This is a genomic window from Bacillus suaedaesalsae, assembly GCF_016890225.1.
Lineage (GTDB): Bacteria > Bacillota > Bacilli > Bacillales > SA4 > Bacillus_BS > Bacillus_BS suaedaesalsae.
On the sequence record NZ_JAFELM010000021.1, the window covers coordinates 14,317 to 27,344 of the forward strand.

The 13,028-nt window shown below is 35.7% G+C and carries 16 protein-coding genes; 12 read left to right on the forward strand and 4 right to left on the reverse strand.

From position 1 onward, the window contains the following. From pstA to phoU, 3 genes are read left to right on the forward strand one after another with little or no spacing between them, the layout of a single operon-like run. Complete coding sequence (gene pstA, locus JR050_RS06085; RefSeq protein ID WP_204202623.1) at nt 1-885, forward strand: phosphate ABC transporter permease PstA; 885 nt, start codon at nt 1-3, stop codon at nt 883-885. A gap of 22 nt (nt 886-907) precedes the next feature. Further along, a complete protein-coding gene (gene pstB / locus JR050_RS06090) occupies nt 908-1,741 on the forward strand; it encodes a phosphate ABC transporter ATP-binding protein PstB (RefSeq protein WP_204202624.1) in 834 nt (277 codons plus the stop codon). A gap of 33 nt (nt 1,742-1,774) precedes the next feature. Then, nucleotides 1,775-2,434 carry a phosphate signaling complex protein PhoU gene (phoU, locus tag JR050_RS06095; RefSeq protein WP_204202625.1) on the forward strand — a complete coding sequence of 220 codons (660 nt, stop codon included), beginning with the start codon at nt 1,775-1,777 and terminating at the stop codon, nt 2,432-2,434. Between the two features lie 224 nt (nt 2,435-2,658). On the opposite strand, the gene JR050_RS06100 is transcribed toward phoU, so the two are convergent. Both JR050_RS06100 and JR050_RS06105 read right to left on the reverse strand, forming a co-directional pair. Beyond that, nucleotides 2,659-3,159, reverse strand: coding sequence for a hypothetical protein (locus JR050_RS06100; RefSeq protein ID WP_204202626.1), 501 nt, complete (start codon nt 3,157-3,159; stop codon nt 2,659-2,661). Nucleotides 3,160-3,178: 19 nt separating this feature from the next. After that, entirely contained in the window at nt 3,179-3,394 is a 216-nt protein-coding gene (locus tag JR050_RS06105; RefSeq protein ID WP_204202627.1) for a hypothetical protein, read from the reverse strand. 184 nt (nt 3,395-3,578) lie between these two features. Between JR050_RS06105 and JR050_RS06110 the strand changes: the two genes are divergently transcribed. From JR050_RS06110 to rpmG, 4 genes are all read left to right on the forward strand, one after another. Further along, nucleotides 3,579-3,785, forward strand: a complete 207-nt coding sequence (locus JR050_RS06110; RefSeq protein ID WP_204202628.1) for a hypothetical protein — start codon at nt 3,579-3,581, stop codon at nt 3,783-3,785. A 275-nt stretch (nt 3,786-4,060) separates the two neighbouring features. After that, nucleotides 4,061-4,711 (forward strand): DUF4912 domain-containing protein, encoded by a 651-nt coding sequence (locus JR050_RS06115; protein WP_204202629.1) that lies wholly within the window; start codon nt 4,061-4,063, stop codon nt 4,709-4,711. Between the two features lie 21 nt (nt 4,712-4,732). Next, the gene (locus JR050_RS06120) at nt 4,733-7,513 is read left to right on the forward strand and encodes a 1,4-alpha-glucan branching protein domain-containing protein (RefSeq protein WP_204202630.1); all 2,781 of its coding nucleotides are present in this window, start codon (nt 4,733-4,735) and stop codon (nt 7,511-7,513) included. Between the two features lie 108 nt (nt 7,514-7,621). Further along, the gene (gene rpmG / locus JR050_RS06125) at nt 7,622-7,771 is read left to right on the forward strand and encodes a 50S ribosomal protein L33 (RefSeq protein WP_149218494.1); all 150 of its coding nucleotides are present in this window, start codon (nt 7,622-7,624) and stop codon (nt 7,769-7,771) included. 54 nt (nt 7,772-7,825) lie between these two features. Here the strand turns inward: rpmG and JR050_RS06130 are convergent, their stop codons facing one another. Next, nucleotides 7,826-9,016 (reverse strand): chromate transporter, encoded by a 1,191-nt coding sequence (locus JR050_RS06130; protein WP_204202631.1) that lies wholly within the window; start codon nt 9,014-9,016, stop codon nt 7,826-7,828. A 147-nt stretch (nt 9,017-9,163) separates the two neighbouring features. Between JR050_RS06130 and JR050_RS06135 the strand changes: the two genes are divergently transcribed. The 5 genes from JR050_RS06135 to JR050_RS06155 are packed head-to-tail and all read left to right on the forward strand — an operon-like array spanning nt 9,164 to nt 11,925. Further along, on the forward strand, nt 9,164-9,589 hold the full coding sequence (locus JR050_RS06135; RefSeq protein WP_204202632.1) for a hypothetical protein: 426 nt from the start codon (nt 9,164-9,166) through the stop codon (nt 9,587-9,589). Between the two features lie 19 nt (nt 9,590-9,608). Next, nucleotides 9,609-10,178, forward strand: a complete 570-nt coding sequence (locus JR050_RS06140) for a 5-formyltetrahydrofolate cyclo-ligase (protein WP_204202633.1) — start codon at nt 9,609-9,611, stop codon at nt 10,176-10,178. Continuing rightward, entirely contained in the window at nt 10,171-10,947 is a 777-nt protein-coding gene (locus tag JR050_RS06145) for a DUF92 domain-containing protein (protein ID WP_204202634.1), read from the forward strand. Before JR050_RS06140 ends, JR050_RS06145 begins: the two co-directional genes overlap by 8 nt. A 49-nt stretch (nt 10,948-10,996) precedes the next feature. Beyond that, complete coding sequence (locus JR050_RS06150) at nt 10,997-11,173, forward strand: hypothetical protein (protein WP_204202635.1); 177 nt, start codon at nt 10,997-10,999, stop codon at nt 11,171-11,173. Between the two features lie 59 nt (nt 11,174-11,232). Continuing rightward, a complete protein-coding gene (locus JR050_RS06155; protein ID WP_204202636.1) occupies nt 11,233-11,925 on the forward strand; it encodes an HAD family hydrolase in 693 nt (230 codons plus the stop codon). 1 nt (nt 11,926) lies between these two features. On the opposite strand, the gene JR050_RS06160 is transcribed toward JR050_RS06155, so the two are convergent. Beyond that, nucleotides 11,927-12,796: a hypothetical protein gene (locus JR050_RS06160; RefSeq protein ID WP_204202637.1), complete on the reverse strand. Its 870-nt coding sequence runs from the start codon at nt 12,794-12,796 to the stop codon at nt 11,927-11,929. Nucleotides 12,797-13,028 lie beyond the last annotated feature (232 nt).

The window sequence follows — 13,028 nt, forward strand, 5'->3', positions numbered from 1 at the left end:
ATGAAATATGTAGATCAAGAACTCGTAGAAAAGAAGATGAATTCAAGGTTGTTCACAAACCAACTAGCTAAGATTTTATTCCTATTGGCAACACTGTTTGGAATTGTGGTATTAGTCATATTATTTTATCGCGTCATAATACAAGGTGCTGGATGGATTGACTTTCAGTTTCTAACAAATAAACTTTCAACCAATCCTGAAAGAGCAGGGATTTTAGGAGCTATCTTCGGTACACTATGGCTAATGGTAGTTGTTGCACCTGTAACCATGTTTTTAGGTATCGGTACAGCTATATATTTAGAAGAATATGCAAAAAAAGGACGCTTACAGTCTTTTATACAGACAAACATTTCTAATCTTGCAGGTGTACCATCGATTGTGTTCGGTATTCTAGGTTTAACAGTCTTCGTTAGAACATTGGACTTAGATGCAGTTATTTTAGCCGGTGGATTAACGATGTCTTTACTTGTTCTTCCAGTAGTTGTTGTGGCTAGCCAAGAAGCAATCAGGGCAGTACCACAGTTTTTGCGAGAAGCGTCGTATGGAATGGGTGCGACCAAATGGCAAACAATTAAGAATGTTGTATTACCAGCAGCACTTCCTGGTATCTTAACAGGATTAATTTTAGCTCTTTCAAGAGCCATTGGAGAGACGGCACCACTTGTTGTATTAGGTATACCAGCTTTATTAATTCCTTTACCTGATGGTATTTTAGATAAGTTTACTGTATTACCTATGCAAATCTATTATTGGACGTTAGATTCTCCACTTAATGAAGAGTATGCAAATTTAGCTGCTGCTACGATATTGGTCCTGCTAGTCGTGCTTTTTGTGATGAATTCAATTGCAGTAGCAATCAGAAACAAATTTCAGAAGAGATATTAATAATGGTCGGGGGTAATGAGTAATGGCTGTAATAACAAGTACTGAAAATCAAGTAAATAAAGGACTGAAGGAAGACGATACAGTGAATTCCGGTAGTCAGACAACCATTGTATATGATACAAAAGACTTAAACTTATGGTATGGAAATGATCAAGCGTTAAAAAATATTAATCTTTCTGTTTATGAGAATGAAGTTACGGCAATTATTGGTCCCTCAGGTTGCGGTAAATCTACTTACATTAAGACGTTAAATAGAATGGTCGAATTAGTGCCAACTGTTCGTGTATCGGGTGAGATCCTGTATAGAGGTCGAAATATTTTAGACAGATCATATAAAGTAGAAGAGCTTAGAACAAATGTAGGAATGGTGTTTCAAAAGCCTAATCCTTTTCCAAAATCCATTTATGAGAATATCGTATATGGTCCTAAGATTCATGGAATTCGTGATAAAAAAGTACTAGATGAAATCGTAGAGAAAAGTCTTCGCGGTGCAGCGATTTGGGATGATATAAAGGACCGTCTTCACGAGAATGCATACGGATTATCGGGTGGACAGCAACAACGTTTATGTATTGCACGCTGTTTAGCAATAGAGCCTGATGTTATTCTAATGGATGAGCCAACTTCTGCATTAGACCCAATTTCAACCTTGAAAATTGAAGAATTAATGCAAGAACTTAAGAAAAACTATAGTATTATTATTGTGACACACAATATGCAGCAAGCAGCTCGTATTTCAGATAAAACTGCATTCTTTTTAAATGGAGAAGTTGTTGAATTCGGCAAAACAGATGACATCTTCTCAAATCCTAGAGATAAGAGAACAGAGGATTATATTACTGGTCGATTTGGATGATGTGCCGAAAATAATAGAAGCGGGTGATAATATATGGTGGTTCGTGAGAAGTTCGAAATAGAATTAAACAAACTAAGAGAAATGCTGTTAGAATTAGGGAGAATGACAAAAGATTCTTTAGTTATTGCTATGGAATCTCTTGTTGAGCAAGATATAGAAAAAGCATTATCAGTTATTGAAGATGATTCCAAAATTGATAAACTTGAATTAGAGCTTAATGACTTTGCCATTCTTTTAATTGCTAAGCAATCACCTGTTGCGGTTGATCTTAGAAGAATTATCGTTTCATTGAAGATCGCGGCTGATATTGAGCGCATGGCAGACCATGCAGTAAATATTGCTAAATCAACAATCCGTATTGGATCTGAATCATTAATTAAACCATTGGATGATCTTCCGAAGATGCACAAACTCTCAATAGAAATGCTTGAAGAGTCATTAAGAGCTTATAATGAGGAAGACTTAGTACTTGCAAAGAGAATTTCAGAAATCGATGATCGAGTTGACGAAATGTACGGTGTCATTACGAAAGAGTTACTTTCAATGATGCCAAAGTATCCAGACCATATCGCTCAAATTACACAATTGGCTTTTGTTGCCAGATATATTGAACGAACGGCAGATCATGCAACAAATATTGGGGAAAACATCTTCTACCAAGTAAAAGGCCAACACTATGATTTAAATGCATAGGTAAAGAGACGGTTTTTAAATGAAGACTTTTAGAGTCAACTCTGAATAAAATGGATATGTTGTTGAGGAGAATTAATTATATTTTAAGGTAATCTACTATCTACTACTTAGTGTAATAGAACGGACGTTATTTTAAAATTAACAATTCATTAATATTAGAAAATAAAACAAGGCTGCCCAAAAGTCATCTTTTAATTACTTTTGGGTAGCCTCATTTTTATCATTTATTGTTTTGTAATAATTCGAGCAATCTCATCTAGCGACATTTTACTGTTTACCTCAAATGTTCCGATTTGGATTTTACCTTCCCAATCCTTTTCTTGGAGGTAGTTGTCTAAATCAGCAGCATTATTTATAACTTTTACTTCAGCTAACTTTTTGCTGATTTCCGTACTGGCCATACCTGATTGAATTTCTAATACATAAGTTATCGGAGCATCCTGTTCTGTTGAACTCTCGTCTTGTGCTGGCGTAGCTTCCTCAGCTTCTTCAGCTGGTTTGGTAGCCAGTTGCTGTTCAATTTGTTTTAACCGATTAATCTCCTCAGTACTTATGGCTACTTGCCCTTTTTCTTTTAGTGCAGCACTGATTGATTGTTCAGTTAAGGGAGTTTCCTTTGTTACTAACGATTCATTATCTTTACGAAAAGGATTATCTATGAAAAAGACAAGTAAACAAGTTAAAATAATTCCAAGTGAAAATCCTCGCATAAAACCTTTGGTCATAACCTACCTCACATTGTTCTTATTTCTTTAACGTTTTGTGCAGATCATCGTCATGAAAGAGAAGTTCTTCTTCTAGAATTTTTAATCTCTTCTTCATTTGGTAGTTCTCCTGCATCACCGTTAATGATAATTGCTCTAGTTGATCTTCTATATCGTTTACCTTATCACGTTTAAAGAACGATAAGACAAGAAGAAGAACGGCAAAGGAGAGCAATCCAATTAAGATATATTCCATTGTTTCACCTCAAACATTCTTTTACATAATTCGCTATGTTTATTTATACCATAGTTAGTTATAAAACTAAACATGTGTAGTTTCACCGTTTTCTTTATTTTTTACAAAAATATGTATAGTTATCCAATTGACGAATAGAATGTCTCAATCCTCCTAAAGATAAAGAGATAAAGGAGGAATTCAGTTGAATGACATAAACAAAGTTACAGAAACAAATAATAAAATTACACAAAAAGGAAAAGTTCATTCAGAGAGCAATAATTTTGATAGTGAGGCGAACGCAGCAAATTCAAAAATTAATGATGCTTTCTATCATAATGAAAGGGAGAATCCTGGAATTTCCCCTGCCTTGATCTTGAATAATGTTCCTTTAATTGAAACTGATAAATAACCAAAAGTATGAAAAGTAGAGTCGACTTTTAGCAATACATAAAAAGTCGACTTTTTTTATGTAATACTTTGTCACTTTATTTTCATTTTTTTGTCGTAAACCATATTGAAATCGCTTTCTGAAATTTAATAATCATCTGTAGGCTAGACTCCATCTATATTCGCATAATACGACAATTTGCGTTTATTGTAGGGGAAACAATAGGGTGTTAAGATGGTGAGAAGATGCATAATTACTGTTCGTATTACATAAATTAATAAGTTGGGGTGAATAGAGTGATACAGGATATTTTGAGATTTAGAGATCAGGGTTTGAGCTTTCGCGAGATTGCTAGAGAGCTAAACTCGACAGTTGGGAAAGTGCATTATAGTTGGTCTAAGTACACGAAGGACCATGAAGTTAAGGAACATGAGCCCAAATCACAAATTATATTACAATTACCTCAATCATTACCTACTGAATATAACTTGGAACGTTTATGCTTAATGGTGCAAAATTCGACTTCTATTTATTTATATTGGGACTTGTCCAAAACAAAGGTTCAATGGGTAGAAACGAACTTTCAAAGAAGCTTCAGCTCAATGACAAAGTATTTAAAAATCTATCATATTACTTCAATTATGTTTAATGGGCATAATGCACACGGAGAATTTGAACTTCCATTACCTGAAATGACGAATAATTGGTTTATACGTGACTTGGAGCCAAATCAAACATATATTGCGGAACTTGGTGTAAAAACAGATCAAGGTCATTTCTTTACATTATTAAGGTCAAATCCAATTGATACACCTAGAAATGATGTAAACCAAGCAGGGCTCTTTACAGAAAGTGTTCATGAGTGGAAGCAGGGTCAGTCGTCTAGTCCTGCATGGCTAGAAAACTTTTCGACCTACTCTTATTATGAAAAACTACTTCGAAAATAAAAGGAATAGAGGGTGAAGGTAATGGGCTTTATGTATGTAAATTTTGTTCTCCATGCACATTTACCATATGTAAGACACCGCGAGGCAAATAGATTAGAAGAACGTTGGTTATATGAGGCAATGACTGAATGTTATATTCCGTTATTATGGCAGCTGGAAAAAGATGATCATTTACAAAAGTGGACAATCTCTTTTTCTCCGCCGTTAATGGAAATGCTGGCAGATCCATTAGTGCAACGAAGATATTTACTATATCTAGAACAAACAGAATCATTGCTGCGAAAAGAAAAAGAACTGGCAACCTCATTAGAGGAACAAAGTGTTGTCAGCTTTTACGAAGCGCGATACGAAAAAATTCGTACTACGTTCTTAAAATGGAATCAAAATATATTAGAAGGATTTAAGTATCATTATAATGGGGGGAAGATAGAGTGTATCACTTCCTCTGCTACTCATACGTTCCTGCCATACCTCCAAACAAAGCAAGGAGTACATATGCAAGTTAAACATGGCATTACTTGCTTTGAGAAACATTTTGGAAAGAGACCGAATGGAATGTGGTTACCAGAATGTGCGTATACCCCTGGTATAGATGCCATTTTACATCGTGAAGGAATTCGCTTTGCATTTGTCGATGAACATGCAATGAACTTTGCAGATCCCACACCTTCAAAAGGAGCAGGTGCTCCGGTGTATTCTCCGCATGGAGTTGCATTATTTGCCAGAAATCATGATATTTCAAATCGTATTTGGAGTTCATCCTACGGTTATCCCGGAGATCACCATTATCGTGAGTTTTATCGAGACATTGCCTATGATCGTGATTGGGACTATATCGCGCCTTACGTTCATCCTGATGGAATTAGAATCGATACAGGAATTAAAATGCACCGTATTACAGGTAATACGGAATATAAAGAAATCTATAATCATGAAGTAGCCCGTCAAAAAGTAAAAGAACATGCAAATCATTTTGCTTCAGTTTTACAAGAGCACCGAACTAAATATGGGGACCAAAGCTTTCCACCTCACATCGTTACATTGCCTTTTGACGCAGAATTATTTGGACATTGGTGGTTTGAAGGACCAGAATTCTTCCATGAAGTTATTTCCAATCAACTAGATGATATTGAGTATATTACTCCGACTGATTACATTAACCGTCATTATCGTGATTTAGAGACGAGTCACTTTACATTCTCAACATGGGGAAGAGAAGGGTATGGAGATGTATGGCTAAACGAAAAGAACGAGTGGATGTACAGACATTTACATACAATGGAAACAAACCTTGTGGAAGCAGTATCTAGTATGGATTTGTCTCAACCACTTATCGTAATGGCAATGAAGCAGCTATGCAGAGAATGGATGCTAGCAACGAGCAGTGATTGGGCATTTATTGTTGATAATGAGAGTGCAAGCCAATATGCAACCAATCGATGCAAGGAACATATAAAAAGGTTCCATACTATTATGAAAGAACTGGAGCATGGAAGGCTATCAGAACAATTCATCAACTCACTAGAAGCTGATTATCCATTTATGAAAGAGATTGATCTGTCAATCCTGCAATCCCCACATGATGAATTTGTAAAAAATGAGCAAACACCTTCAGCTGCAAAAAAGGTATTACTATTGTCTTGGGAGTTTCCGCCGAGAATGATCGGAGGACTTGCGAGGCACGTATATGAATTATCGAAATCTCTCGTACAATTAGGTCAAGAGGTTTATGTGATTACAGCCAAAGAGGGAGATAGTCCTGAATATGAACTAGTTGATGGCATTCATGTATATCGTGTAAAAGGATATCAGCCGCATTCAGAAGATTTCCTCCATTGGATTGGCGGCCTCAATTTAAGTATGGTTGAGCGAGTGTTGGAATTGAGCAAGAGGATTAACTTTGATGTGATTCATGCACACGATTGGTTAGTCGAAAGCTCTGCTATTACATTAAAAAAGGCTCTTAACATTCCGTTAGTGGCAACTATTCACGCGACAGAACATGGACGTAATGGAGGAATTCACACACCACTGCAGACCGCCATTTCAGAAAAAGAACGTCTTCTCATTCAAAAGGCAGATACGATTATTGTATGCAGTGATTATATGAAGCAAGAGGTTAGCAGCATCGAACGTGAAGCACTCGCAAAAATTGAAGTTATTCCAAACGGAGTAGACAGATCCTTTTTTACGGAAAAACCTGTGGAAGGCAAAAACTACATATGGGAAAATTTTATTCATGATCAGCTTGTTGTGTTTTCGATGGGTAGATTAGTTCCAGAGAAGGGTTTTCAGACGATTATTGATGCAGCACCTCAAATCATTGATAAAGTACCGAATGTTACGTTCATTATAGCTGGGACTGGTCCTTTAGAGAAAAGGTATCATGACGAAATCGTAGAGAAGAATCTACAAGACTATGTACATATGATTGGGTTTGTTGAGGATGATGAAAGAAATGCATTACTCCGTACGTGTGATGTTTCGGTATTCCCGAGTTTATATGAGCCATTTGGCATTGCTGCACTAGAAGCAATGATTGCAAAGAAGCCGGTCGTTGTGTCTAGAACAGGAGGACTTATTAGCTTTGTGAAAAATGGTGTAACGGGCATATCTGTTACTCCTGGTTCAAGTGAAGAATTAACGAAGGCGATTCACGTTCTATTAACGAATAAGAAGCTTTCTGAAAAGCTTGCTGAAAATGGACAAAAAACGGCTTATCTACAATATAACTGGGATCGCATTGGAGAAAGAACGGTTACGCAATATCAAAATTTAATCGGAATATATGAGACTGTTTAGAATGGAAGTTATAGTTATTTATGTTTTGTTAAATTGGACTGGCATTTATTCGCGAACAATGGTATCATAGTGAAGTCTGATTTAATTGTAATGTTTGGAGGGATATACATGCGCGTTACTGTTACTCTAGCTTGTACAGAAACTGGCGATCGTAACTATATTACGAAGAAAAATAAGCGTAACAATCCAGAACGTATTGAGCTTAAAAAATACAGCCCAAGACTAAAGAGAGTTACTCTACACAGAGAAACAAAATAATGAAACAAAAAATAGTCGTAGACCTTTTATAGGTTTACGACTATTTTGCTTTCATTATAGTAAATATGCGAGGAATCCTAGAACTGAGCCTGTAACTACAACGACCCACGGCGATAGTTTCCAATAAGACAACATACTGAACAAAATGGCTGCAATGACAAAATCAATTTCGTTCATTATTGAACTTATCCAAATTGGTTGGTAAAAAGCTGAAATCAATATTCCGACTACAGCTGCATTTACACCCATCCAAGCACCATAAATGCTACGATTGTTTCGTAAAGTATTCCAAAAAGGTAAAAAGCCAAACACAAGTAAAAATGCAGGTAAGAAGATCGCAATAGTAGCGAGCAATCCCCCCTGCCATCCGCTAATAACTGTTCCTAAATAAGCAGCAAATGTAAATAATGGGCCAGGAACAGCTTGTGTCATGCCGTATCCAGTTAGAAACGCCTCACTACTAATAAAACCTTGAGGCACTAATTCACGTTCCAGTAACGGTAGGACAACATGTCCGCCACCAAAAACTAATGCACCAGATCGATAAAAGCTATCAAATAGAGCGATTGAAGAATGATCAATGACATTTCTTAGGATTGGTAAAAGTACGAGTAACCCGAAGAATAAACTAATACAAATGATGGCGAATGATTTTGAAATGGGAATATGTAAGGGTACGTGTTCTTCTTCTTTATTGTTTTTATAAAGAAAATAGCCTATTAAAGCCGCAATAAGGATGACAGTTACTTGAGAAAAAGCAGTTTGCCATAATAATGTGATAAGTAAGGCAAACAAAGCTATAGTCTTCCGTTTTGTATCTGGTGTAAGCTTTTGAGCCATTCCAACAATCGCATGTGCAACGATCGCTACTGCCACGATCTTTAAACCATGAATCCATCCAGAAGTACTAATATCGAAAGATGCAAGTATATATGCAAAAATCATAAGAACCAAAACAGATGGGAACGTGAAGCCAATAAACGAAACAATTCCGCCTAATACACCACCTCTCGTGACACCTATTCCAATTCCTACTTGACTACTAGCTGGGCCAGGTAAGAACTGACACAGAGCAACTAAATCTGCATAGCTTTTTTCATCGATCCATTTTCTTCTTCTAACATATTCATCATGAAAATAACCTAAATGGGCAATGGGACCACCAAATGATGTAAGTCCTAGCTTAGAGGAAGTTAGAAAGATTTCCCATAAAATACTCATAGAAGATTGATTTCTAGTTTTCATGTTAAAATCCTTTCTCTCATTATTTCTTCACTATATTATAACATTTATATATTAATATTAACGCATCTGCATGAAACAACCTTTGATTAAGTAATCACATTGTCTATATAATGAAATCATACAGATACAAGATAAGGGGGAAAGAGAATGAAGTTTGTAAAATGGATTGGGATTCCTCTCGTAATGATTGTGATCATCGCACTAATTGCTTACAAAGTAGGTACAGCCTATGTTTCCGATCAAGTAGCAAAACAAGTTTATGATAGTTTAGAGGAAAATGGGGAGCTTCATTCAATTATGGATGAAGTAAAAAGAAACCCAAAACTTGAAGAATTACTATCAGAAGTGGAAACCGTGGATGATTCCACACTACCTTTTTCTACAAAAGAAGAAGCGACGAAAGTGTTAATGAAGCGATTCACAGTGGACGAAATCTTGAATATACAATCAAGAGTTTCGGATGGAATAAGTATTGAAGATGAGGAAGAATTAGTAAGGACTTTTGAAGAAAAGCTTACTGAAGAAGAATTATTAGCCTTAAAAGTGATTGCACTTAAGGAATATCAAAAATGATGAAACTGAGGTGCACAAGATGAACGAAGAAAAAAAAGAGCTTCGAAAACTTGTAAAGCAACATTTAAATCATTTGAACAAAGAACAATTTACGATATATTCAAGTCAAATTCAACATACTCTTTTCGGGCAAAAGAAATGGACAGAAGCAAATGTAATTGGAATTACCATTTCAAGAGGAACAGAAATTGAAACAAAAGGAATCATTGAGAAAGCATGGGAACAAGGTAAGAAAGTCGCTATACCGAAATGTTTTCCAGAAGATAAAAGTATGACTTTCTATATCTTCTCAGATTTTTCTCAGTTAGAGGAAGTATATTTTGGGTTGCAGGAACCTATACCTAGTGAAACGATAGCAGTTAACTCAACTGATATTGATTTATTAATTGTACCTGGTGTCGCATTTACTGAAAATGGCTACCGTATCGGATATGGTGGTGGCTATTATGATCGCTTTTTGAGTCACTATGGAGGAACCACTTTTTCTTTATTACTTGAGTGTCAGCTTGTTCCTGCGCTACCTATAGAGGATCATGATATTCCTGTTCAGCAATTAATTACTGAAAGAAGGATTTTACATTGTGAGTAGTTTGTTGTTTATTCTTTTTGTAATAGCAGTGGCTAAAGTGGGTTATATGTTAAAAGCGTTATCGCTGAGTGGTGCCATTGCAGCGAGCTTTGTAGGAAGCTGTATTGTAATCGGACTAAATGGTGAAGGACTCGTTCTATTAGGATTATTCTTTGGGACGTCGAGCCTATTGAGTAAGAATAAGTCGAGATTAAAGACATCAACCCTGCAAATCGTAGAAAAGGGAGACACTCGTGACTTTGGTCAAGTATTAGCGAACGGTCTCATTCCTGCATTAAGTTGCCTGCTTTTTGCATACACAGATAATGATTTATGGATCTATACATATGCTGTTTCACTTGCAGCAGCAAACGCAGATACGTGGGCATCAGAAATTGGTACGTTGTCTAAAAGAAAACCTGTTCATATCTTAACATTCAAACGAGTGGCTCATGGTACATCAGGTGCAGTTTCATTACTTGGCCTCATTGCTACGTTAGTAGGAGCATTTATCATAGGTGCTGGTTCTTATCTATTATTTGACTCGGTAACAATTACACATTGTCTTTACATTGTTCTTTTTGGAGCATTTGGTTCAATTGTTGATACAATTCTTGGTGCAACCATTCAAGCGAAATTCCAGTGTGAGCATTGCGAGATCCTAACTGAGAAAAGGGTACACTGTTGCGATAGAACGAACCTGAAATCGGGTATTGCTTGGATGAACAATGATGCCATCAACTTTTCTTCTATTATAATTACCGTAATACTTGCTGTGATTTTTGTATAATTGGATAAAATTAACCTTCCTGTGCAAATTAGTAGTAGGAGGGATGATGATGAGAAATTCAATTATAGCTGCTGCTCTTCTATTTGTGGTATATACGCTATTTAAAGGACGATATCGCATGTTAAATACAATACTAGGTAACGCCTTTATAAGAAAGTTACTAGTGCAGGTTGCGATGCAAATGCCATTTATTAGAGAGCAATTCATGAGGAAAGCATTTAGGTAGTAAACCTGTTGAGACGTTCAACAGGTTTTTCTATTTTAATACATAAAGGGTGATAAATAATGAGATGGGAAGCGATATGTTTTGATATTGATAATACGTTATTCGATTATGAAGTGGCATTTCAAAAGGGAATGATCGCTTCTTGTGAGAATCTTATGAGTGGTATTAACTCTATTGAGTGGTTCAAACTTTTTAAAAAGTATTGCGATGAGTTTTGGGGATTTTATGAAAAGAAGGAATGGACACAGCAAGAATATCGATTTAAACGTTTGTATCATTCGTTAATGCCTTTTAACATTTTTATTTCCCAAGAATTTTCAGAGCATTTCCATTATGAATTTGAACATACTGTGCATTTATATGCAAAGCCTTACCCAGATGTCCTTCAGACACTTTCTGCCCTCAAAGAACTTGGTTTTACTCTTGGAATTATCTCAAATGGTAAAAAGGATACGCAAATCCTTAAGCTTAAAAGCCTAGGAGTTCTTTCACTATTTGGAGGAAATATTTTTATCTCGGAAGAAATTCAATATGAAAAACCTAATCAACAAATTTTTCATTATGCAAGAGAAGAATTAGGATGTGTGCAGAAACCGATTTATGTAGGAGATAGTTTTAAACAAGACGTAGTAGGGGCAATGGAGGCGAACTGGGATGTCATTTATTTTCAAATAGAGAAACGGAAAAAAATTAGAGAAAACATCCCAGTTTGTTCTACCTTTCAAGAGATATATGAATTTGTTACAAAGTAGCTCACAGTTGTTGAAGAAGCTTTACTTTTTCACCGTCTTTTCCTTCGGTAATGATCTGTAAGTGAGTACGATCTTTACTAATTAAAATTAGTGGCATTTTACTTCCGATAGGGGAGATACTTTCACTTTCAGAAAGTCGGATACCTAGTACATAATTTTTATACAAGCCTTCCCATAATCGACCAATCACAGTTTGGGTTTCTTCTAATGATAGGCCAGGAATAGCCTTCGAATTAAATGCCTCTAATTCCATTAATGTATACGTGTCATAGTTATTCGGATTTATTGAAAAATGCTGAATTACATTTTGCCAGCTAGTTCGTAAATCTTGTGTTCGAACGTGGTCAATTATCTTTTTCCACTCTTCTTGTTCTTTATTCGAAGGTGAATGAAAAGCATGTAAAGGACTAAAGGAAGAGTCAATAACGTACAATTTATCCTTTGTCATCTTTTGAGAACTCTTTATGTTGTTTTCATTTTCGTGTATTTCTGCATGATGGAAGGAAATTGATTCATACAAAGTACTATCCTGTCCTTGTATTTCCTTTTCCTGCTCTAGAGTTGCTTTATTCTGTTTCCATTCAAAAGTCGTGTCTACTAGTAATCCATCTCTATATAATAAGGAAACATCTTGTCTTAAATAAACTTCTTTATCGGTTTCAGATTTGACATTCCATTTTACGTTATAGGGGTCATTGCTATCACCCTCTATCTCAAGATTAGTTTCCGAAGTTAAAAACGTTAAATTTGGATCGATTGGGAAATATGTTATGCTTTCCTTCACAAAGTTGGGTAAAACAGTGCTCACCAAAATATAAGAAATAGCAATGATAAAGGATAAAACGATCGTTATTTTTGTACGCTTTCTCATATAAAACCTCCTATATTGTTGGTGAATAGTTAAGCATAGTTTGAGAAATCATCCATTAGCGAAAGCACTACACCCTCTAACTTCTAACAGATAGAACCTCATTTAGTTGGACAGACACCTTCTACTACCTTATGAAGCAGAAATCTATATCATTCCAGTATTAAACAAGCTAAATAAAAACTTATGAAATTCGTAAGTATGTTTCATGTTTTATAAGTTAATGATGGAAAGT

What these genes read in the sequence shown, in the direction of transcription:
- JR050_RS06150 (WP_204202635.1), top strand. Translation starts at nt 10,997, where the DNA reads ATGAGAAATTCAATTATAGCTGCTGCTCTTCTATTTGTGGTATATACG.
- rpmG (WP_149218494.1), top strand. Translation starts at nt 7,622, where the DNA reads ATGCGCGTTACTGTTACTCTAGCTTGTACAGAAACTGGCGATCGTAAC.
- JR050_RS06160 (WP_204202637.1), bottom strand. Translation starts at nt 12,796, where the DNA reads ATGAGAAAGCGTACAAAAATAACGATCGTTTTATCCTTTATCATTGCT.
- JR050_RS06130 (WP_204202631.1), bottom strand. Translation starts at nt 9,016, where the DNA reads ATGAAAACTAGAAATCAATCTTCTATGAGTATTTTATGGGAAATCTTT.
- JR050_RS06100 (WP_204202626.1), bottom strand. Translation starts at nt 3,159, where the DNA reads ATGACCAAAGGTTTTATGCGAGGATTTTCACTTGGAATTATTTTAACT.
- phoU (WP_204202625.1), top strand. Translation starts at nt 1,775, where the DNA reads ATGGTGGTTCGTGAGAAGTTCGAAATAGAATTAAACAAACTAAGAGAA.
- pstB (WP_204202624.1), top strand. Translation starts at nt 908, where the DNA reads ATGGCTGTAATAACAAGTACTGAAAATCAAGTAAATAAAGGACTGAAG.
- pstA (WP_204202623.1), top strand. Translation starts at nt 1, where the DNA reads ATGAAATATGTAGATCAAGAACTCGTAGAAAAGAAGATGAATTCAAGG.
- JR050_RS06105 (WP_204202627.1), bottom strand. Translation starts at nt 3,394, where the DNA reads ATGGAATATATCTTAATTGGATTGCTCTCCTTTGCCGTTCTTCTTCTT.
- JR050_RS06155 (WP_204202636.1), top strand. Translation starts at nt 11,233, where the DNA reads ATGAGATGGGAAGCGATATGTTTTGATATTGATAATACGTTATTCGAT.
- JR050_RS06120 (WP_204202630.1), top strand. Translation starts at nt 4,733, where the DNA reads ATGGGCTTTATGTATGTAAATTTTGTTCTCCATGCACATTTACCATAT.
- JR050_RS06135 (WP_204202632.1), top strand. Translation starts at nt 9,164, where the DNA reads ATGAAGTTTGTAAAATGGATTGGGATTCCTCTCGTAATGATTGTGATC.
- JR050_RS06140 (WP_204202633.1), top strand. Translation starts at nt 9,609, where the DNA reads ATGAACGAAGAAAAAAAAGAGCTTCGAAAACTTGTAAAGCAACATTTA.